Annotated in this window: 20 protein-coding genes; 18 read left to right on the forward strand and 2 right to left on the reverse strand. The window is 43.6% G+C overall.

Annotated elements, in window-relative coordinates; translation table 11 throughout:
• The first annotated feature begins 318 nt into the window (after positions 1-318).
• The 7 genes from C1E99_RS00755 to C1E99_RS00785 all read left to right on the forward strand — a co-directional run bounded on the left by C1E99_RS00755 (position 319) and on the right by C1E99_RS00785 (position 7456).
• A complete protein-coding gene (locus tag C1E99_RS00755) occupies positions 319-1980 on the forward strand; it encodes a ribonuclease J (protein WP_105206315.1) in 1662 nt (553 codons plus the stop codon).
• A gap of 60 nt (positions 1981-2040) precedes the next feature.
• Positions 2041-2817 (forward strand): alpha/beta hydrolase, encoded by a 777-nt coding sequence (locus C1E99_RS00760; RefSeq protein WP_105206316.1) that lies wholly within the window; start codon positions 2041-2043, stop codon positions 2815-2817.
• Between the two features lie 65 nt (positions 2818-2882).
• Positions 2883-3578, forward strand: coding sequence for a M57 family metalloprotease (locus C1E99_RS00765; protein WP_105206317.1), 696 nt, complete (start codon positions 2883-2885; stop codon positions 3576-3578).
• Positions 3579-3588: 10 nt separating this feature from the next.
• Positions 3589-3954 (forward strand): hypothetical protein, encoded by a 366-nt coding sequence (locus C1E99_RS00770; protein ID WP_105206318.1) that lies wholly within the window; start codon positions 3589-3591, stop codon positions 3952-3954.
• A gap of 100 nt (positions 3955-4054) precedes the next feature.
• A complete protein-coding gene (locus C1E99_RS00775) occupies positions 4055-5953 on the forward strand; it encodes an ABC-F family ATP-binding cassette domain-containing protein (RefSeq protein WP_105206319.1) in 1899 nt (632 codons plus the stop codon).
• Between the two features lie 197 nt (positions 5954-6150).
• Complete coding sequence (locus C1E99_RS00780; protein WP_105206320.1) at positions 6151-6627, forward strand: DUF3955 domain-containing protein; 477 nt, start codon at positions 6151-6153, stop codon at positions 6625-6627.
• A 1-nt stretch (position 6628) separates the two neighbouring features.
• Positions 6629-7456 (forward strand): putative RNA methyltransferase, encoded by an 828-nt coding sequence (locus tag C1E99_RS00785; protein WP_105206321.1) that lies wholly within the window; start codon positions 6629-6631, stop codon positions 7454-7456.
• Between the two features lie 37 nt (positions 7457-7493).
• Here C1E99_RS00785 and gatD read toward each other — a convergent pair whose 3' ends face one another.
• Both gatD and murT read right to left on the reverse strand, forming a co-directional pair.
• Positions 7494-8279, reverse strand: coding sequence for a lipid II isoglutaminyl synthase subunit GatD (gatD, locus tag C1E99_RS00790; protein ID WP_105206322.1), 786 nt, complete (start codon positions 8277-8279; stop codon positions 7494-7496).
• On the reverse strand, positions 8279-9622 hold the full coding sequence (gene murT / locus C1E99_RS00795; protein WP_105206323.1) for a lipid II isoglutaminyl synthase subunit MurT: 1344 nt from the start codon (positions 9620-9622) through the stop codon (positions 8279-8281). Before murT ends, gatD begins: the two co-directional genes overlap by 1 nt.
• A gap of 183 nt (positions 9623-9805) precedes the next feature.
• On the opposite strand from murT, the gene cdaA reads away from it, so the two are divergent.
• From cdaA to sstT, 11 genes are all read left to right on the forward strand, one after another.
• Complete coding sequence (cdaA, locus tag C1E99_RS00800; RefSeq protein WP_105206324.1) at positions 9806-10660, forward strand: diadenylate cyclase CdaA; 855 nt, start codon at positions 9806-9808, stop codon at positions 10658-10660.
• The gene (locus C1E99_RS00805; RefSeq protein ID WP_105206325.1) at positions 10650-11354 is read left to right on the forward strand and encodes a YbbR-like domain-containing protein; all 705 of its coding nucleotides are present in this window, start codon (positions 10650-10652) and stop codon (positions 11352-11354) included. Before cdaA ends, C1E99_RS00805 begins: the two co-directional genes overlap by 11 nt.
• A 15-nt stretch (positions 11355-11369) precedes the next feature.
• Complete coding sequence (glmM, locus tag C1E99_RS00810; protein WP_105206326.1) at positions 11370-12722, forward strand: phosphoglucosamine mutase; 1353 nt, start codon at positions 11370-11372, stop codon at positions 12720-12722.
• Between the two features lie 49 nt (positions 12723-12771).
• Entirely contained in the window at positions 12772-14316 is a 1545-nt protein-coding gene (locus C1E99_RS00815) for an ABC-F family ATP-binding cassette domain-containing protein (protein WP_009910410.1), read from the forward strand.
• A gap of 129 nt (positions 14317-14445) precedes the next feature.
• On the forward strand, positions 14446-15222 hold the full coding sequence (locus C1E99_RS00820; protein ID WP_105206327.1) for a class I SAM-dependent methyltransferase: 777 nt from the start codon (positions 14446-14448) through the stop codon (positions 15220-15222).
• Between the two features lie 99 nt (positions 15223-15321).
• Entirely contained in the window at positions 15322-16503 is a 1182-nt protein-coding gene (locus tag C1E99_RS00825; RefSeq protein WP_105206328.1) for an SPFH domain-containing protein, read from the forward strand.
• Positions 16504-16515: 12 nt separating this feature from the next.
• Positions 16516-17103 carry a hypothetical protein gene (locus C1E99_RS00830; RefSeq protein WP_105206329.1) on the forward strand — a complete coding sequence of 196 codons (588 nt, stop codon included), beginning with the start codon at positions 16516-16518 and terminating at the stop codon, positions 17101-17103.
• 159 nt (positions 17104-17262) lie between these two features.
• On the forward strand, positions 17263-17691 hold the full coding sequence (locus tag C1E99_RS00835; RefSeq protein ID WP_024380613.1) for a cupin domain-containing protein: 429 nt from the start codon (positions 17263-17265) through the stop codon (positions 17689-17691).
• 1 nt (position 17692) lies between these two features.
• Positions 17693-18331, forward strand: coding sequence for an ABC transporter ATP-binding protein (locus tag C1E99_RS00840; protein WP_105206330.1), 639 nt, complete (start codon positions 17693-17695; stop codon positions 18329-18331).
• Positions 18328-19089, forward strand: a complete 762-nt coding sequence (locus tag C1E99_RS00845; RefSeq protein ID WP_105206331.1) for an ABC transporter permease — start codon at positions 18328-18330, stop codon at positions 19087-19089. The genes C1E99_RS00840 and C1E99_RS00845 overlap by 4 nt, the downstream gene beginning before the upstream one ends.
• 214 nt (positions 19090-19303) lie before the next feature.
• Positions 19304-20509, forward strand: a complete 1206-nt coding sequence (gene sstT, locus C1E99_RS00850) for a serine/threonine transporter SstT (protein ID WP_105206332.1) — start codon at positions 19304-19306, stop codon at positions 20507-20509.
• The last annotated feature ends 135 nt before the right edge of the window (positions 20510-20644 follow it).

The following is a 20644-nucleotide window of genomic DNA, read 5'->3' on the forward strand; positions in this document are numbered from 1 at the left end:
GTCTGGAGAAATCCAGGCTTTTATTATCCTTTGATTTTTTGGTTTAAATGAAATATAATATACTAAATATATAAAGAGGCGCTGTCATGGATAAATTGGTTTTTGAAAGATAATCTGACTTTGAAATGGACTACACCATTTTTATATGTAGAACTTCGTTGATTTTCAGCGGAGTTTTTTGTAAATTTTCTTGAAAAATTGTATAATAGAAGCGATAGCTAAAATAATTAGCAGACTGTAATTCGACTTGGGTTTCCCAAGGACCGTTGGTAAGAAAAATAAACTGGACACCTGTGGGATGTCCAAAAAGGAGAAAAAATGAGTAGCATAAAAATCATGGCTCTCGGTGGTGTACGTGAAAACGGAAAAAACCTCTATATTGCTGAAGTCAATGAACAGATTTTTGTATTGGATGCGGGTGCCAAGTATCCAGAAAATGAGCAGTTGGGTGTTGATGTAGTTGTTCCCAACTTTGACTATTTGGAAGAAAACAAGCACCGAGTAGCTGGAGTCTTTTTGACACATGGTCACGCTGATTCGATTGGAGCTTTGCCTTACCTATTGGAAAAAGTGAAAGTTCCAGTCTTTGGCTCACACTTGACCATTGAATTGGCAAAATTGATTGTCAAGAATAATAATTCAACCAAGAAGTTTAATGATTTCCATATCATCAATGCCGAGACGGAGATTGACTTTGGAGATTCAGTCGTTTCCTTCTTTAAAACGACTCACTCAATTCCTGAGAGTTTAGGAATTGTTGTCAAGACAGACCAGGGAAACATCGTTTATACAGGTGACTTTAAATTTGACCAAGCTGCTGATAAATTCTATCGTACAGACTTTGGTCGTTTGGCTGAAATTGGTTCAGAAGGCGTTTTAGCCCTCCTTTCAGATTCTGCCAATGCAGATAGCAATGTTCAGTCAGCAAGTATGCATGAAGCAGGCGAAGAAATTCTTAATACGATTGCAGACTGCGAGGGTCGTGTCATCGTGGCTGCCGTAGCAAGTAACATTGTCCGTATCCAGCAAATCTTTGATGCGGCAGAGGCAACAGGTCGCCGCGTTGTTTTGACTGGTCATGATGTGGAAAATATTGTCCGTACCGCTATACAATTGAAAAAACTTCGTTTGGTCAGCGAGCGACTTTTGGTCAAGCCAAAGGATATGGGTAAATATGAAGACCATGAATTGCTGATTTTGGAAACAGGTCGTATGGGCGAACCATTGAATGGACTTCGCAAGATGGCTATTGGTCGCCACCGTTATGTCGAAATCAAGGAAGGTGATTTGGTTTACATCGTTACGACACCAAGCATTTCCAAGGAAGCAGTCGTGGCTCGTGTAGAAAACTTGATTTACAAGGCTGGTGGAACGGTCAAATCCATTACAAAAAACCTGCGTGTATCTGGTCACGGCAATGCGCGTGATTTGCAGCTCATGCTCAATATCCTCCGTCCTAAGTACCTCTTCCCAGTTCAAGGGGAGTACCGTCAGCTAGATGCCCATGCCAAGGCTGCGCTTGAAATCGGCATGTTCCCAGAGAATATTATTATCGTCAAGCGTGGGGATGTCATGGCTTATGAAGATGGGGATTTTGTTCATAGCGGAGCGGTTCCTGCTGGTGATGTCATGATTGACGGAAATGCCATGGGCGATGTTGGAAATATCGTCCTTCGTGACCGTAAAATCCTCTCAGAAGATGGTATCTTTATCGTGGCAATCACTGTCAACCGCCGCGAGAAGAAAATCATTTCTAAGGCCAAGGTCAATACGCGTGGATTTGTCTATGTCAAGAAGAGTAAGGATATCTTGCGTGAGGCATCAGATTTGGTTAACGCAACGGTGGAAAATTACTTTACAAAGGATAGCTTTGACTGGGCAGAACTAAAGAGTGCTGTTCGCGATGACTTAGCTAAATTCCTCTTTGACCAAACCAAACGTCGCCCAGCTATTTTGCCGGTGATTATGGAAGTGAAATAGAGTTTTATAGATTCAAAGAGCCCAGGGCAACCCAGGCTCTTTCTACATAAGGAGAAACATATGGCGATTATGAAAATTGAATACCATTCTGAAGTTTTGGATATGTCCAGACAGGTAACCGTTTTATATCCCGACCGAAATCGTGTGGACAATCCTGACGATACAGATATTCCCGTGCTATATCTCTTGCATGGGATGGGAGGAAATCAGGATTCCTGGCTCAATCGTTCGACTATTGAACGCTTGGTCCGTTATACTAATCTGATTGTTGTTATGGTGAATACGGATAAGGCTTGGTACACCAATACCACCTATGGCATGAATTATTATGATGCCATAGCGATTGAGTTGCCTCAAATCCTCAAGCGGTTTTTCCCAAATATGTCTGACAAGCGGGAGAAGAATTTCATTGCTGGCTTGTCTATGGGGGGCTATGGGACTTTCAAGATTGCCATGATGACCAATCGCTTTTCTTACGCCGCCTCACTTTCAGGAGCCTTGCAGGTTGATTTTACCAGTATATCTGCCTTGGAATTAGGTAGTCCAGACTATTGGAAGGGTGTTTTTGGAGATTTCAATGACCCAGAAAATCCAAATCTTCTGACCAATATTTGTCGACTGTCGGACAAGAAGACCAAGTTCTTTGCCTGGTGTGGTGAGGAAGATTTTCTCTTTGAAGGTCATCAAAAGGCAGTTGGAGAGCTGAAAGAGCTAGGCTTTGATATCGAAGCGAGTTTCGGACCTGGCAAACATGAGTGGTATTACTGGAACCAACAGATTGAAAAAGTATTGGCTTGGCTGCCCATTGATTTCAAATTGGAAGAAAGATTATCTTAGATTTTAAGAAAAGTTTCAGAAAAGTACACTATACTGAAATCTATTTCGAGAGAGAGGTATAGTGTATGAATTTTATTACTAATTTCTTTAAGTTTATTTGGCGGACATTTTGGAGTCTAGTCTGGCTTTCCATGGTTATCATTGCTTGCGGCTTGGGGCTATTGTTTTATTTCCAACAAGATGCAGCACCACAGATGTTACAAACCTTGGCTCAGGAAGTGCAACTGATGGTCAAAGGTCAGTCTGAAGTGACGATTGAAGAAGGTGTTGATACCATTAAACACCTGACGACGGATACAGTCAATACAGCAGACCATGGACGATGGGAAACCAATACAGCGACTGTTTACATTGAAACTCAGAACCCGACTTTTGTAGCTGCTTATGAGACAGCCATTGCTAATTGGAATGCGACGGGTGCCTTTACCCTTGTCCTTACTACTGACCCCAGTCAGGCCGATATTATTGCAACAGAGATGAATGATGGGAATACCCAGGCAGCGGGTGAGGCCAATTCAACGACTAATTTATTGACAAATTATTATAGTTCTGTGACGGTACGATTGAATAGTTATTATTTATTGAATGATGAATATGGTTATGATATGGATCGTATCATCCATACTGCGGAGCATGAATTGGGCCATGCTATTGGCCTAGATCATGAAGATAGTCAGACCTCTGTTATGGAATCGGCAGGTTCTAATCATGGTATTCAGCAGGCAGATATTGATGCGGTCCTTGCCTTGTATTCAGAATAGAAGGGAAAATATGCTTCGAACAATTACAAACACAATAAAACGTTATCCTGAGCAAGCTCTGCTCTTTCTCTATAATGCTGGGATCTTTGCATGGATGCAGTCTACCAGTCATTCGATTATGGAACAAATCGGTATAGATAGTAGTTGGTTTGATAAAATTCCCGAACCAATTAAGGCCTGGACAGGTGCCAGTCTAGAGAGCATGCAGACCTTGCTCCATTCTTCTGCTTGGGGCTGGCTGATTGTATCGATGATTTTGATGATGGTCATCCGCTTTGTTAAGGGCTTGATCAAGTTTGTCATCATGCTGATTATTATCGGTGGTGGTCTTTATCTGCTCTGGCAGAATAAGGAATTGCTCAACGGTTTGGTCTAAATATTTTTTGAGAAGGACAGTGACGGTAAAGTCGCTGTTTTTTTGTTGAAATCAGAAAAAGATTCATCACGGTTAACCTAAATTATGGTACAATATTTTTATGATTATTCTAAGTGGAAACAAGATTGAACGCTCTTTTGCGGGCGAAGTTTTATTTAACAATATCAACATTCAGGTCGACGAGCGGGATCGGATTGCCCTTGTCGGAAAAAATGGAGCAGGCAAGTCGACCCTGCTCAAAATCCTTGTCGGAGAAGAAGCTGCGACTAGCGGTGAGATTTCTACCAAGAGAGATTTATCGCTTTCATATCTGGCACAGGACAGTCGATTCCAGTCGGAAAACACTATCTATGATGAAATGCTCCATGTCTTTGACGACCTGCGGATGACGGAGAAACGCCTGCGGTCTATGGAAGAACAAATGGGCAGTTTGTCTGGTAATGAACTCGACCAGCTCATGAAGACCTACGATAGTCTGTCGGAAGAATTTCGTCTGGCAGGTGGCTTTAACTATGAGGCAGACATCCGTGCTATTTTGAACGGTTTCAAGTTTGACCAGACCATGTGGGACATGAAAATCTCCGAACTCTCAGGCGGTCAGAATACCCGTTTGGCCTTGGCAAAAATGTTGCTTGAAAGTCCTGAGCTATTGGTGCTGGATGAGCCGACCAACCACCTGGACATTGACACGATTGCTTGGCTGGAAAACTACCTAGTACATTACAAGGGAGCCTTGATTATCGTCAGCCATGACCGCTATTTCTTGGACAAGGTGGCGACAATGACACTGGATTTGACCAAGCATTCCTTGGACCGTTATGTGGGTAATTATTCTCAGTTTGTTGAGCTCAAAGAGCAGAAGTTGCAAACGGAATTGCAAAACTATGAAAAGCAGCAGAAGGAAATTGCCAAACTAGAAGATTTTGTCCAGAAAAATATCGTCCGTGCTTCGACCACCAAGCGTGCTCAGGCTAGACGCAAGCAGTTGGAGAAGATGGAGCGACTGGACAAGCCAACAACTGGTCAGAAGTCTGCCAACATGACCTTCCAGTCAGACAAGACTTCAGGAAATATCGTCTTGACAGTGGAAAATGCTGCGGTGGGCTACGATGGAGAAATACTTTCTCAGCCTATTTCCATTGACCAACGAAAGCTGGATGCCATTGCCATTGTCGGTCCGAATGGAATCGGAAAAACAACCCTGCTCAAGTCCATCATCGGAGCTCTGCCATTTATCAAAGGGGAAGCCAAGCTAGGTGCCAATGTGGAAGTGGGCTACTACGACCAGATCCAGTCGGCCCTGACACCTTCCAACACCGTCTTGGAGGAGCTCTGGTCAGCTTTTCCGACCACACCTGAAATGGAAATCCGCAACCGCCTTGGAGCCTTCCTCTTCTCAGGCGATGACGTCAAAAAGTCCGTGTCCATGCTATCTGGTGGGGAAAAAGCCCGCCTGCTCCTCGCCAAGCTGTCCATGGAAAACAACAACTTCCTCATCCTCGACGAGCCGACCAACCACCTGGACATCGATAGCAAGGAGGTCCTGGAAAATGCCCTCATCGACTTTGACGGAACCCTGCTCTTTGTCAGCCACGACCGCTATTTCATTAACCGCGTCGCCACCAAGGTTCTCGAAATCTCGGAAACGGGCTCCACGCTCTACCTGGGCGACTATGATTATTATTTGGAGAAAAAGGCAGAGCTGGAAGTAGAAGTCCAGCCTGACCAGCTAGAAACCACCAGCCAATCAGCCGGAGCCATGGACTACCAAGCCCAAAAGGAAAGCCAAAAAGAGCAACGCAAACTGGCCCGCCGCATCGAGCAAATCGAGGCAGAAATTGAGAACATCGAAAACCGCCTAAGCGAGCTCAACCAAGCCATGCTAGAAACCAACGACATCGGCCAGCTGACCGATTACCAGAAAGAAATCGACCAACTGACAGCCCAACAAGAAAGCCTCATGGAAGAATGGGAAGACTTATCGGAACAGCTTGGCTAGGTTGACAGGAAGTTGATACTAACCTAATACCTTGATAGAACAGGCTTGCAAGCAGGACTTGCGCTGGAGAAAGTCTGTCGCAAAATTCTCTTGCGGCAAAAAATCTCATTCGCAAGCCAGCCTTTCTTGGCAAATATTGATTGCTAGGCTAAGATGAGTTTAGGACCTGCCAGACAGGGCCTAGCGAGGAGAAAGAAATGAACTTTGGACAACAAATCAAAGACTTACGGAAGAAGGAAGGTTTGACCCAGGAACAGTTTGCCCTAAAGCTCAATGTGACACGGCAGGCTGTTTCCAACTGGGAAAATGACAAAAACCTACCCGACTTGGAACTCTTGATTCTCATGTCCTCTGTCTTTTCAATCTCCCTAGATCAACTTATCTTAGGAGGAACTGACGTGAATAACATGACAGAAAAACTAGTCAAGGACGGTCGTGAAGGCCGCCGTACCCAGATGCACCTGACCATTACCATTATCGGAAGCTTTCTCATGGTTTTAGGCCTTGTATGCTTTCTTATCAAGGCCAATTCCGTCGAGTATGTCGATGCCAATGGCATTCTACACGAAAACTTCTACCTGCTCCCAGTCGGCTACTTGCTAGTCTTTACAGGAGCCATTGCCACGCTCCTATCAGGACTAGCCCTGCACCGCTTTAGAAAAGAAAATACCTAAGATGACCAAACACCCACGTTTTAGCAATAGCGACCAATTTTTCGCTTGTCCACATTGTGGGCAGGCTCTTGGTCTTGACCTCAACAGCCTCCGCTGTCCCAACCGCCACACCTTCGATATCGCCAAGCAAGGATACGTCAATCTGGCACCCCAGGTCAAGCAGTCCGCCAACTACCACAAGTCTAGCTTTGAAAACCGTCAGGCCTTTTTAGAGGCGGGCTATTACGATCATCTCTATGAGGCTTTGGAGGGGAAAATAGCAGAGCTGGGATTGCAGTCGGTCTTGGACATCGGTTGCGGGGAGGGCTTTTATTCCCGTAAGTTAGCCGAGAAAATGGACTTAAACATTCTTGCTTTTGATATTTCCAAGGATTCCATACTCCTTGCAGCCAAATCTGACAGCAGCAAGTCGGTCAAATGGTTTGTCGGTGACTTGACAAAGTTGCCCATTCAAGACAAGACCATTGACGGCATCTTGGACATCTTTTCCCCAGCCAATTATCAGGAATTTGCCAGAGTACTGAAAGCTGGTGGGGCTATCCTCAAGCTGGTCCCAGGCCCCAATCACCTCAAGGAGCTCCGCCATTTAGCCAAAGACCAACTCCGCAAGGAAGCCTATGACAACAGTGAGATTGTGGACCATTTCAGGTCTTATCTGGGGCAGGTGGAGCAAGTGTTGGTCAGCCGGACCCTGCCGATTACAGTCGCCCATGCCCAAGTCTTGGCAGACATGACGCCCCTCTTTTTCCAAGTGGACCAGTCCAAGTTGGATTTGAGCCAGTTGACCGAGATTACGGTTGAGGGTGTGCTCTTGGTGGGAACTATATAATAATGAAACCGCCTCTGGATTCAGAAGCGGTTTTGCTTTATTTCTCAAATTCTGCCTTGCTTTTCACATCGCCGTATTCTTCAGCGACTTCTTTGCTGAGGATGTCAGCGTAGCTGGCAAGTTGGATGTCTTGTCCGTATTTTTTGCGGAGGGCAGTTGTGACTAGGCGGTAGGCTAGGTTGGCATTGCGGGACAGGATTGGTCCGTGGAAGTAGCTGCCGAAGGTATTTTTGTAGTGCAGGCCTTCGCCGCCGTCTTCCTTGTTGTTGCCATTACCATAGACAACCTTGCCCAGCGGTTTTTGGTTGTCAGCTAGGAAGGTACGGCCTTGGTGGTTTTCAAAACCGTAATAGGTTTCCTTGAATTCATCATTGTGAATTTTAATGTCACCGATGTAGCGGTTGTTGGTCTGGTTGAGGGTGTAGTGGCCCATGATACCCAGTCCGTCAATCTTGCGGCCGCCAGCTTCGATGTAGTATTGACCGAGCAATTGGAAGCCACCGCAGATAGCCAGCATGACACCGTCGTTTTCGATGAAGTCTGCCAGGCTGTCTTTTTTAGTCGGTAAATCCTTGGCCAGAATGGATTGTTCATAGTCTTGACCACCACCGAAAAAGGCGATGTCGTAGAAATCCTTGTCAAATTCATCTGTCAATGAAACGATGTCCACCTGGACACGAGCCCCCAGCTTTTCAGCTACATACTTGAGCATGAGGATATTGCCGTTGTCCCCGTAGGTATTCATCAAATCACCGTAGAGGTGAGCGATGTGGAGATCATAAGCGTAGTCTTTTTCAGGACTTTTTAATGACGTATAGACCATTATTTCATCTCCTTTCTAACAGCTTGGCGTTGAGCCAGCAAGTCACGGAATTCCAGCATAGCCGTATAGGTCGCGAGGATATAGGCATGCTGACTGCTAGACTGCTCAATCAAGGTCATGATGTCTTCCAGTTTTGGTGTTTCAGTAATCTGGTCCTCTGGATAGCCAGTCACACGGAGGCGACGGGCAATTTCAGACGAACGAACACCGCCTGCAAAGACTTGTGGAATGTCCATTTGAGTGATTTGTTCAAAGTCGGCGTCCCAAATCCAGCTGGTATCAATTCCGTCAGCGTAGTTGGCATTGAGAAGGACGGACAGGCTGAAATCGTAAGGAGCCAGTTTCATCATTTCAATGGCCTGGGTTGCACCGACCGGGTTTTTAATCAAGACCAGGGTACAATCTTTATCGCCCAATTTAAAGGTTTCTTGGCGACCGAAAACGGCCTTGGATTTGTCAAATCCTGCTTTAATTTTCTCAGGAGATACGCCGAAAAATTCTGCCACGCTGACAGCTGCCAGGGCATTGTAGATATTATAAAGCCCACCGATGTTGATTTTGTAATCCTGACCGTCAATGGCAAAGGTAGAAGAAGTATTAGTAATTTCCTTCAACTCTGTTAACTTGTAGTCCAGCTCAGGTCGGCTAAAGCCACAGTTGTTACAGATATAACTACCCAAGTTAGCGTAGGTATTGAGCTTGTACTGGATAATCTGGTGGCAATGTGGGCAGAGAACGCCTTCGGTATTGTAATGGGCCAGACGTGGCTCATGCTCTTCCGTCGCAAAACCGTAGTATTTTACTGGATTGATAACGGAGGTCGAATTGAAAAGCGGGCTGTCACCGTTGGCGAGAATGGTCGCCTGAGGTGCCTTGGCAGCCCCGTCCAAAATCATCTGGTAGGTGGTATAAATCTCGCCATAGCGGTCCATTTGGTCGCGGAAGATATTGGTGAAGACAATCAGGCTAGGCTTGATAAAGTCGGTCACATGGGCCAGGCTGGCCTCATCAATCTCCAAGACAGCAATCTTTTTGCCATTTTTATTTTTCTTGGCAGATAGGAAGGTAGCCGTAATTCCTGTAATCATATTGGCGCCGCTGGTATTGGTCGTAATTTCGCCAAAGGCTTCTTGGAGGATGCCGACTGTCAGGGCGGTGGTCAGAGTCTTACCGTTAGTACCTGTCACAACAACGACTTCATAATCCTTAGCCAAACTATCTAAAATATGTTTATCGAATTTGAGGGCAATTTTTCCAGGCAGGGTAGTACCCCGTCCTAGTTTGTTGAGGACAAACTGGCTGGCTTTCCCTGCTGCTATTCCTAATAAAGTATTTATTTTCATGGGTCTATTTTATCACAAAGGTTGGGGATTTTCTAGAATGGAGTACCTTCTTTCAACTTATAGGATTGAAGTACATTTGTAATATTTTTAATGAGATGTTCATTGATTTCTAAAGAATTGGTGTGAAAATATGATATAATAAAACTATTACTATCTGTATGAGTTAGAAAGTATGAGAAATGTATGCTAAACTTAAACCAGTTATTAGATGCTGGTTATTGGTCAAGCCTGATTGCTAGTCCATGGACTGCAATTTTACACTTGATTGACATCAGTATCGTTGTTTATTTAATTTATAATTTTAGTAAGGCGGTTGCTGGTACTAAAATTATGACGCTCATTCGAGGAGTTTTTCTCTTTATAATTGCTCAACTCTTGGCTAGTTTTTTTGGACTACAGACAATCGCGTGGCTTATTAACCAAGTGATTACCTATGGAGTGATTGCAGCAGTGGTGATTTTTGCCCCTGAATTGCGGGCAATGCTTGAAAAACTTGGTCGAACAACCCAGATTTTTTCGGTCAATACGCTCAGCAAAGAAGAGAAACTCATCGAAGCCTGTTTGGGGGCTGTTGCTTATATGTCCCCTCGTAAGATTGGAGCCCTAGTTGCTATCGAGCAAGCTCAAACTTTACAGGAATATCGGTCGACAGGGATATCCTTGGACGCAGATATATCTCGTGAGTTACTGATTAATATCTTTATTCCCAATACCCCACTTCATGATGGTGCAGTTATCATCAAAGAGGATAAGGTAGCAGTTTCTTGTGCTTATCTTCCCTTGTCTGAAAGTGCAGGAATTTCAAAAGAATTTGGTACTCGGCACCGCGCAGCTATTGGTCTATCAGAAGTTTCGGATGCCTTTGTCTTCATTGTTTCTGAGGAAACAGGCGGTATTTCGATTGCTCACAATGGAAATTTTAAACACGATTTGAGTTTGAAAGATTTCGAGGCTGAGTTGAAAACTGTTTTTTGTACTGAGAATAAGGAAAAATCAACCTTTTTGAAACGATTGAGAGGGGGCAAACATGCAGGATAAATTTAAAGCAGTAGGTCATTTGGCACTCTCTATCTTTTTAGCCTTGTTGCTCTTTTTCTATGCGACAACGACTAACTATAAAACATCTGAAACTGCTGCTCAGAACACAGAAACGGAGACTTATGTCCATACCTTGAACAATGTTCCCATTGATATCGAGTATGATAGTAGTGAGCATTTCATTTCTGGATTTTCATCAACGGTGACAGTTGAATTAAGAGGATCTAATCGGGTACTTTTACAACGTGAGTCAGATGAGGCAACTCGTACCTTCCAAGTTGTAGCAGATTTAACAGAGTTAGAAGCTGGTACACATACTGTTACTCTCCAATTAGCCAATTTACCAGCAGGAGTGACTGCGACCCTGGCACCAGATGCCATTACGGTTAAAATTGGTAAACGCATGAGTAAGGCTCTGCCTGTTGAGGCTAAGGTTTATAGTAATCAATTGGCAGAAGGTTACAGCCTTTCTAAAGTTTCGGTCAATGTTGATACCGTAAAAGTTACGACAGATGAAGAAACCATGGCTAAGATTGATCGCATTGAAGCCATTGCTGTAGATGTGAGCAATCTATCTACCAACTATAGTGGAACAGCTAAGTTACAGGCTGTTGATAGTGACGGCAATGTCTTGCCAGTTGTCTTGTCTCAGACAGAGGCAAACATGCAAATTACATTAACAAAAACGAAATAAGAGGTAAATGTTAAAATGGGTAAATATTTTGGTACGGATGGTGTCCGTGGAGAAGCAAACGTAGAATTGACACCTGAATTGGCTTTTAAACTAGGCCGTTTTGGTGGTTATGTTCTCAGTCAACATGAAACAGACGTTCCCCGTGTTTTTGTGGCGCGTGATACCCGTATCTCAGGTCAAATGTTGGAAGCAGCCTTGGTAGCGGGACTCTTGTCAGCCGGGATTCATGTCTATAAGCTTGGTGTACTTGCAACTCCGGGTGTAGCACACTTGGTAAAAACTGAAAAAGCAAGTGCTGGTGTCATGATCTCAGCCAGTCACAACCCTGCCCAAGATAACGGTATAAAGTTCTTTGCAGGTGATGGCTTTAAACTTGATGATGCCTTAGAAGCGGAAATCGAAGCCCTTTTGGATTCTGAAGAGGATACCCTTCCTCGTCCATCAGCACAAGGTTTGGGCGATGTGGTCGATTATCCAGAAGGTTTGCGTAAATATGAATCCTTCCTTGTATCAACAGGAGTTCAGTTGGAAGGTATGAAAGTTGCCTTGGATACTGCTAATGGTGCAGCCTCAACTTCTGCCCGTCAAATCTTTGCGGATTTGGGAGCTGATTTGACAGTCATGGCTGAGCATCCAGATGGTTTGAACATCAACGAAGGTGTTGGTTCTACTCATCCTGAAAAACTGCAGGAATTGGTGAAAGAAACTGGCAGTCAAATCGGTCTTGCCTTTGATGGTGATAGTGACCGCTTGATTGCTGTCGATGAAAATGGTGACTTGGTCGATGGCGATCGTATCATGTACATCGTTGGTAAATATTTGGCAGACAAGGGCTTGCTTGCTAAAAATACCATTGTGACCACAGTTATGTCCAACCTTGGTTTCCATAAGGCTTTGGATCGTGAAGGTATTGAAAAAGCTGTGACCGCAGTTGGTGACCGTTATGTGGTAGAGGAAATGCGCAAAGGTGGTTACAATGTTGGTGGTGAGCAGTCAGGACACGTCATTCTCATGGATTATAACACCACAGGCGACGGCCAGTTGACCGCTGTGCAATTGACCAAAATCATGAAAGAAACAGGTAAGAAGTTGTCTGAATTGGCAGCAGAAGTGACCATTTACCCACAAAAAATGGTCAATATCCGTGTGGAAAACAGCATGAAAGACAAGGCAATGGAAGTGCCTGCTATTGCAGCTATCATTGAAAAAATGGAAGCAGAAATGGCTGGCAACGGTCGTATCTTGGTTCGCCCAAGTGGTACTGAGCCCCTCTTACGTGTCATGGCAGAAGCACCAACGGATGCTGAAGTCGATTACTATGTGGACACCATTGCCGATGTGGTTCGTGCAGAGATTGGTTTAGATTAAGAAAAAGTCAGAGACTGGAAGGATTTCCAGCCTCTTTTGTGAGGAAATTATGAGTATTTTAGAAGTAAAGAATTTAAGTCATGGTTTTGGTGACCGTGCGATTTTTGAGAATGTCTCCTTCCGTCTTTTAAAAGGGGAGCATATTGGCCTTGTTGGTGCCAATGGTGAGGGAAAATCAACCTTCATGTCCATCGTAACAGGGCAATTGCAGCCAGATGAAGGTAAGGTTGAATGGTCACGTTATGTAACGGCAGGTTATTTGGACCAGCATGCCAAGTTGGAAAAAGGTCAATCAGTCCGTGATGTCTTGCGGACAGCATTCGATGAACTCTTCAAGACAGAAGCTCGTATCAATGACATTTACATGTCTATGGCAGAAGAGGGTGCCGATATGGATGCCCTTATGGAAGAGGTTGGCGAACTACAAGATCGTCTGGAAAGTCGTGATTTCTATACACTTGATGCCAAGATTGACGAAGTGGCGCGTGCGCTTGGTGTCATGGACTATGGCATGGACAAGGATGTGACGGAGTTATCAGGGGGACAACGTACTAAGGTTCTTTTGGCAAAATTGCTCTTGGAAAAGCCTGACATCTTGCTCCTGGATGAGCCGACCAACTACTTGGACGCAGAGCATATTGACTGGCTCAAACGCTACTTGCAGAACTATGAAAATGCCTTTGTCTTGATTTCGCACGATATTCCTTTCTTGAATGATGTGATTAACATTGTCTACCATGTGGAAAATCAGCTTTTGACTCGCTACACAGGTGATTACTACCAATTCCAAGAAGTCCATGCTATGAAGCGGGCTCAGTTGGAGGCAGCCTATGAGCGCCAGCAGAAGGAAATCGCAGACTTGCAGGACTTCGTTAACCGTAACAAGGCCCGTGTTGCCACTCGAAACATGGCCATGTCTCGTCAGAAGAAATTGGACAAGATGGAGATTATTGAGCTTCAAGCAGAGAAACCAAAGCCATCCTTTGATTTCAAAATGGCTCGAACGCCAAGTCGATTTATCTTCCAAACGACTGATTTGGAAATTGGTTATGACCGTGTATTGACACGTAAACCGCTCAATCTGACCTTTGAACGCAACCAGAAGATTGCCATTGTCGGTGCCAACGGTATCGGTAAATCCACTCTTCTTAAAAGTTTGCTGGGGATTATTCCACCGCTGGGCGGTTCTGTGGAGCGTGGGGAGTATTTGGAACTAGGCTATTTCGAGCAAGAAGTAGCTGGTGGCAATCGTCAGACCCCACTGGAAGCCGTTTGGGATGCCTTTCCAGCCCTTAACCAGGCAGAAGTACGAGCAGCCTTGGCTCGTTGCGGTCTGACTTCCAAACATATCGAAAGCCAAATTCAAGTTCTTTCAGGTGGTGAGCAGGCCAAAGTTCGCTTCTGTTTGCTTATGAACCGTGAAAACAATGTACTAGTTCTTGACGAGCCGACCAACCACTTGGATGTGGATGCCAAGGATGAACTCAAACGTGCCCTTCAAGCCTACAAAGGCTCTATCCTCATGGTCTGCCACGAGCCTGATTTCTATGAAGGCTGGGTGGACGATGTATGGGATTTTAATGAATTGACTTAAGAAACAAGCTATCGCAAGGTAGCTTTTTCTTTGTGCTTATACTATAATAGAATTAGCATAGTAAAGGAGGGAAAAATGAAAAGAACAGAACGAGGTCAGATTTGCTAGGCCTCTCCAGAGGAGATAAGAATGACAGATTATGTAAACTACAATCAAGAACGTTGGAATCGGGTTTCAGCTAGACAGGGAAATGCCTATACGGTTCCGCTCAGTCCTGAGGAATTTGAAAAGTCAAAAGCGAAGCCCCTGACCGTTTCCCTGACGGTTGGAAAGACGGTGCCGCTTGACTGGTTTGAAAAAGCCCAAGGTAAGAAATTGCTGGGTCTAGCTTGCGGTGGCGGTCAACAGGGGCCAATGTTTGCGGCTCACGGTTACCAAACGACCATTATGGACTTCTCCAAGGAACAGTTGGACAAGGATCGCTTGGTTGCGGAGCGGGAAAATCTGAACTTGCAGACGGTCCAGGCAGATATGACACAGCCTTTTCCTTTTGAAGACGAGAGTTTTGACATCATTTTTTGCCCTGTTTCAAATGTCTATATTGAAGACCTTGAAAATATGTGGCAGGAATCCTATCGGGTTTTGAAAAAAGGCGGACTGCTCATGGTTGGCTACATGAACCCTTGGATTTATATCTTTGACGGGGACGATGTTTGGGACAGTCCAGACAAGACCTTGGTGCCCAAGTATAGCCTACCTTTCAACGCACGACAATTAGAAGAAGCAGGACAAATCACGATTGACCCAGAATATGGCTATGAATTTAGTCACACCTTAGAAGAACAGATTGCAGGGCAATTACGAGCTGGTTTTGCCATGATTGATTTTTATGAATCCAAAGACAGTCGCAATCGCCTGTCCCAATTTGGTCCAGATTATCTGGCTAATTTGTCTGTAAAATTGTAGAAAACAGCTGCCGAAAGGTGGCTTTTTTTGAAAAAAGCTGTTAAAACATTAAATAAATGATATAATAATTTTGAAAAATAGAAGAAAGGTAGAGATATAATGGGTATTCTAAAAGATGTCAAAGATGTACTGGGAAGAGGGCTGAATAGTGCGATTGATGGAACTATTCACGATCAGTGGAAAGAGATTATTACAGCTGGACCTTTCGATGAACATACGGTTGTAACCCCAGGTGTGTATCAGGCTATGAATAATTGGCGAGGAGAAAATTATAAAGGCAACATAGGTGTCATTACATCTGGCTCTAAAATTTCTGTCCCTGAAAATACAGCAGCCTTTATTTTTGATCATGCAGGTATTGAAGAAATCATAACAACCCCAGGAGAGTTTATCTATCAAAATGGAGAATCCTCTATTTTTAGTGGAAGCAAGGATAAAAATGCTGACATCTGGAAGCAAGTGGGCGAAAAGGCAAGCGATTTAATTGGACAGGTTGGTGATCGATTGGCCTTTGGTGGCCAAGCCTCTGCGGATAAGCGTATTGCTTTTGTGAATCTTCGTGAAATTCGTAATATTAAATTTGGAACTAGAGGTGGTATTGTTTACAATGATGCTTATTATGGTACAGATTTAGAGATTTTTGCACGGGGAAATATTTCCTTACAGGTGATTCAGCCTGAAACCTTTATACGTAATTTTCTTCCTCCGAACGTTTCGTATTATTCTTTTTCAGATAAAAAGGTTAAAGAACAAATTTTATCTGAATTCCTTCACTCTTTTGTGGTTGCGGTAACTTCTCTATCTGACCAATTTCGCATTTCCCAGCTACCCACAAAATCAATGGCAATTGCTGAAGCAATTGAAAAAGATGATTACAATGCTGGTACTTGGCTAGAACGATTTGGGCTAAAGATTGTTAAAGTAGCCATTGAAAATATAGAATTTTCACCAGATTCGAAGAAATTGGTACATGATTTTTCTGCCAACAAGATGCATCTTAGAGCCTATGATGATGCCAATCAGCGTAGTGCAGATATTGCAGCTCAACAGAAAATTGCTGACGGCGTGAATCAGCATGGTCTAGGAGATGCGGGAGGTTTACTAGTGGGAATGAATCTAGCACAGCAACTAGGTCAATCTTCCTCCAGTGCTAGTCATCAATCCCAGCTCAATCTTGATGAGCAAATAGAGGCGGTTACAAAATTAAAACAATTGTTTGATATGGGAATTTTATCAGAAGACGAATTTGCAAAAAAGAAAAAAGAAATTTTAGGTTTATAAAGGAGAAAGTCGATGTTTTATCTTGCTAAATTAAAAAGTACACGTAGAAATTACTTGATCGGTACAATTCTAACAGGTTTGACTGTTATTGGAAGTTTGATGAACATTTTTTCACCGCCGGAAACATCAACTTCTGGTCCGATTACTTACCTTATTACAGCAATAATTTTCATCGGATTGACACTCTTTTTATTCAAAAAGTACAAGACTGCTCAGCTATTGTTAACCAAGGCAGAGTCTTATCAAATTATTTTTACGGAAGCAGAGGAGATTGATTTTATAGAATTGGAGCGTTTAACTGGGGAGTCACATACCCGGGTACTTACGATATTAGAAGAGTTACTGAAACGGCAAGCTCTTACAGGGATTGGAATTGATTACCAAGACCGAAAGGTCATCAATAATGTAAAGAAAGAGTCTAGGAACAAAGCGCGTCAGAATAAAGCGGCCACTTCAAAAAGGAACTATAAGAAAGTCAGTAAAGAAGAAAAGGTAGAGGCTACAAGCCAAACAACCTCCAAATGCTCTCAATGTGGTGCAACCAATACAATTGTACTGGGGCAAGAAAATTACTGTGAATACTGCTCTTCGATAATATAGAAAACAGCTGCCGAAAGGTGGCTTTTTCTTATCAGGTCTCTAAGTTTTGTCTGAAAATTATAATGTTTATAAAAAAGCTTGACAAGTATTTTAAAAGGAGTATAATTAGAATTGTTCTAAAGAAAGTTTAGAATAATTATAATTTAGAGGTAAACAATTATGACTACAAAAGACTATGGAAAAGCTCCATTTGTAACCAATATTGAAACAGCAACGCTTGAAAATACCAACTACCGCACAGCCCTCTGGACTGGGGAACTCTTGCAAGTTACCCTCATGTCTATCCCAGTTGGTGGCGACATTGGTGCAGAAGTCCACAATGAAAACGATCAGTTCCTCCGCATTGAGCAAGGTCACGGCCGTGTTATCATGGGTGAATCAGCTGATAAGATTACGCTTGATACGGAAGTTGGACCAGAAGATGCCATTTTGATTCCAAACGGTACCTACCACAATGTCATCAACATCGGTCAAGAAGACCTAAAAATCTACTCTATCTATGGACCAGCCCACCACGCTCATGGGACAGTTCACGAAACGCAAGCCATCGCTATCGCTGCTGAAGAAGCAGAAGAGCACGGTCATTAAGATGAACATTTTTCAACTTCAATCGGTCGGCTTATCGGATAAAGATAAGTCGATTTTAACTGACATTAGCTTCACCGTTGCAGCAGGCGAGCGATTAACCCTGGTTGGACCTTCAGGCAGCGGCAAAAGCTCTATCTTAAAACTCTTGGCAGGCTTGACATCCGCGACCAGTGGGACTATTTTCTTCCAGGGGAGGGACATAGCAGAGCTGGATATGCCGACTTACAGGAGAGAGGTTTCCTATTGTTTTCAACAGCCAGTTCTCTTTGGCCAGACCGTCCAAGATAATCTCCAGTTTCCATTTACCATTCGTCAGCTGGCATTTGACCAGACCAAAGCCCTCAAGGCCCTAGAATCTGTTCATCTAGCACCAGAATTTTTAAGCAAGAAAATCACAGAACTATCTGGTGGAGAAAAGCAGCGAGTTGCCCTCATCCGCAATCTACTCTTCGAGCCCAAAGTCTTACTCTTGGACGAAATCTCTGCAGGCTTGGACGCCGAAACCAAGGCCATTGTCAACAAGCTCTTGGCAGACTACCAAGCTGCTGGAAATACCCTGATTGAAGTCACTCATGACCAGTCAGAGATTGAGGCAGCCCAAAGGATTTTGAGAATAGAAGGAGGTCGGGTCCAAGTATGAACGTTTCAGTAGATAACCTATCCCTAGCCCTTGTATTCGGGCTGGTCTTGGTAGCAATTAGCATCAGTCAAAAGGAAAGACTGGGTTTGACTAAGGATATTTTCATGGCCGTTGTCAGAACTGTCCTCCAGCTGATTTTTGTCGGCTACATTCTCAAGTTTATCTTCCAAGCCTCCAATGTCTTTCTTAGTTTGGCAATGGTTTTGATTATTCTTTACAATGCCAGTGTCCAAGCCAACAAACGCAATCCCAATAGCAAGAAATCCCTGCTTTATCCCTTTCTAGCCCTGCTTGCTTCGACTGGTTTGACTCTGACAATCCTGATTTTCTCAGGGGCAATCCAATTTATTCCTTCGCAAGTCATTCCCATTTCGGGGATGTTGGCTAGTAATGCCATGACGGCCATCGGCCTGTCCTATCGGGCTATGTACAAGTCTTTCACAGACAACCGCCAACAAGTTTTGGAAAAACTCAGTCTGGGAGCAACTGTTAAATTTGCTTCACAGGATATCTTACGAGAGGCTATCAAAACAGGTATGCAACCCACCATTGATTCAGCCAAGACAGTCGGTCTGGTCAGCCTACCTGGAATGATGTCTGGTCTGATTTTTGCAGGAGTAGATCCGGTCCATGCCATTCGTTATCAGATTATGGTCATGTTCATGTTGCTGTCTGCGACCAGTCTGGCTTCTGTGATTGCCTCCTACGCTGCCTACAAAACTTATTTTACCGACAAGGCCCAGTTGGAGTTTGAATAAGAATACCTTGTAAACTGCATGTGGAGTGACCACATGTAGTTTTTATATCTTAGAACGGTACTCACAAGTGAAGTGCTTTAATATATGAAGTAGTTTTTTGAGGGAATAATGACTGTATGTTGAAAAAACTCTCAGCCCATACTCGTTTTTTATTCTATTGACCAACGTTCGTTTTTCTGCTAATATGGAAAAATGTTTGTTTGGAGGGAATTGTTTGAAAAATATAATTTCTATTTGGAAAAAGATGAGTTTAATTCGGAAAATCAGTATTGGGGTCTTTTTAGGATTAGTCTTGGGATTGAGTGTGCCTCAGTTTACGATGATTTCTCTCTTAGGAAGTCTCTTTGTTGGAGCTTTAAAAGCTATTGCCCCACTTTTGGTATTGACACTGGTTGCCCACGCCCTGTCTCAGGCACCTAATGGTCAAAAAAGCAACATTCGAACTATCCTTTTCCTGTATCTGATTGGCACGTTTGCAGCTGCGAGTGTTGCAGTTATTGCCAGCTACCTATTTCCATTAAAATTGGTTCTTACCGAGGCAACTGCGACAGAAATTTCACCACCTCAAGGGATTTCAGAAGTATTTCAAGACTTACTATTGAACATTGTTGACAATCCAATCAATGCGCTTGTGAATGCCAACTATATTGGTGTTTTGACTTGGGCAGCGATATTCGGACTTGCCTTTCGGAATGCGAGTCAACACACCAAGGATTTATTGCAATCAACAGCGGAAGTAACCTCAAAAGTAGTCGGTTGGATTATTGGTCTTGCACCATTCGGAATTTTAGGCTTGGTTTTTGACACAGTCGCAAATAATGGATTGGCAGCTCTTAAGAATTACGGAGTTCTATTACTAGTATTAGTTGGTTGCATGACTTTTGTCGCTCTGGTGGTCAATCCCTTTATTGCATTTATGGTCATGAGGAAAAATCCTTACCCCTTAGTGTTGGAATGTCTTCGAGTGAGTGGGGTAACAGCATTTTTCACAAGAAGTTCAGCAGCCAATATTCCAGTCAATATGCAGCTGGCTAAACGGTTGGGAGTAGATTCAGATACCTACTCCGTATCCATTCCCTTAGGCGCTACTGTCAATATGGCTGGAGCTGCCATTACAATCAATATTTTGACAATGGCTGCGGTAAATACACTAGGAATCACAGTTGATTTCAGTTCAGCTCTTCTTTTATCCGTTGTTGCATCACTATCAGCAGCAGGAGCATCTGGGGTAGCAGGTGGCTCGCTTCTCCTCATCCCAGTAGCATGTAGTCTTTTTGGCATTCCAAATGAGTTAGCCATGCAAGTAGTTGGAGTCGGATTTGTGGTCGGAGTGATTCAGGACTCTTGTGAAACAGCACTCAACTCATCAACCGATGTCTTGTTTACAGTTGTAGCAGAACGATCTGCTTGGAAAAAATAGAAAGAAGTTGGGAGACCAACTTTTTTCTACCGTTTGTCAAGCTTATCAAGGTATTTGACGAAAAATATTTTGAGTTCAATAGTCAAAATAAGGAAATTGTTTTATTTTGGACTAAATTTTAGTGTAAAAAGTGCA

The sequence above is a fragment of the Streptococcus suis genome (assembly GCF_002964045.1).
In the GTDB taxonomy this organism is placed as follows: domain Bacteria; phylum Bacillota; class Bacilli; order Lactobacillales; family Streptococcaceae; genus Streptococcus; species Streptococcus suis_U.

Excerpts from the sequence above, each read along its gene's own strand:
- C1E99_RS00755 (WP_105206315.1), top strand. The coding sequence starts at position 319 with ATGAGTAGCATAAAAATCATGGCTCTCGGTGGTGTACGTGAAAACGGA.
- C1E99_RS00760 (WP_105206316.1), top strand. The coding sequence starts at position 2,041 with ATGGCGATTATGAAAATTGAATACCATTCTGAAGTTTTGGATATGTCC.
- C1E99_RS00765 (WP_105206317.1), top strand. The coding sequence starts at position 2,883 with ATGAATTTTATTACTAATTTCTTTAAGTTTATTTGGCGGACATTTTGG.
- C1E99_RS00770 (WP_105206318.1), top strand. The coding sequence starts at position 3,589 with ATGCTTCGAACAATTACAAACACAATAAAACGTTATCCTGAGCAAGCT.
- C1E99_RS00775 (WP_105206319.1), top strand. The coding sequence starts at position 4,055 with ATGATTATTCTAAGTGGAAACAAGATTGAACGCTCTTTTGCGGGCGAA.
- C1E99_RS00780 (WP_105206320.1), top strand. The coding sequence starts at position 6,151 with ATGAACTTTGGACAACAAATCAAAGACTTACGGAAGAAGGAAGGTTTG.
- C1E99_RS00785 (WP_105206321.1), top strand. The coding sequence starts at position 6,629 with ATGACCAAACACCCACGTTTTAGCAATAGCGACCAATTTTTCGCTTGT.
- gatD (WP_105206322.1), bottom strand. The coding sequence starts at position 8,279 with ATGGTCTATACGTCATTAAAAAGTCCTGAAAAAGACTACGCTTATGAT.
- murT (WP_105206323.1), bottom strand. The coding sequence starts at position 9,622 with ATGAAAATAAATACTTTATTAGGAATAGCAGCAGGGAAAGCCAGCCAG.
- cdaA (WP_105206324.1), top strand. The coding sequence starts at position 9,806 with ATGCTAAACTTAAACCAGTTATTAGATGCTGGTTATTGGTCAAGCCTG.
- C1E99_RS00805 (WP_105206325.1), top strand. The coding sequence starts at position 10,650 with ATGCAGGATAAATTTAAAGCAGTAGGTCATTTGGCACTCTCTATCTTT.
- glmM (WP_105206326.1), top strand. The coding sequence starts at position 11,370 with ATGGGTAAATATTTTGGTACGGATGGTGTCCGTGGAGAAGCAAACGTA.
- C1E99_RS00815 (WP_009910410.1), top strand. The coding sequence starts at position 12,772 with ATGAGTATTTTAGAAGTAAAGAATTTAAGTCATGGTTTTGGTGACCGT.
- C1E99_RS00820 (WP_105206327.1), top strand. The coding sequence starts at position 14,446 with ATGACAGATTATGTAAACTACAATCAAGAACGTTGGAATCGGGTTTCA.
- C1E99_RS00825 (WP_105206328.1), top strand. The coding sequence starts at position 15,322 with ATGGGTATTCTAAAAGATGTCAAAGATGTACTGGGAAGAGGGCTGAAT.
- C1E99_RS00830 (WP_105206329.1), top strand. The coding sequence starts at position 16,516 with ATGTTTTATCTTGCTAAATTAAAAAGTACACGTAGAAATTACTTGATC.
- C1E99_RS00835 (WP_024380613.1), top strand. The coding sequence starts at position 17,263 with ATGACTACAAAAGACTATGGAAAAGCTCCATTTGTAACCAATATTGAA.
- C1E99_RS00840 (WP_105206330.1), top strand. The coding sequence starts at position 17,693 with ATGAACATTTTTCAACTTCAATCGGTCGGCTTATCGGATAAAGATAAG.
- C1E99_RS00845 (WP_105206331.1), top strand. The coding sequence starts at position 18,328 with ATGAACGTTTCAGTAGATAACCTATCCCTAGCCCTTGTATTCGGGCTG.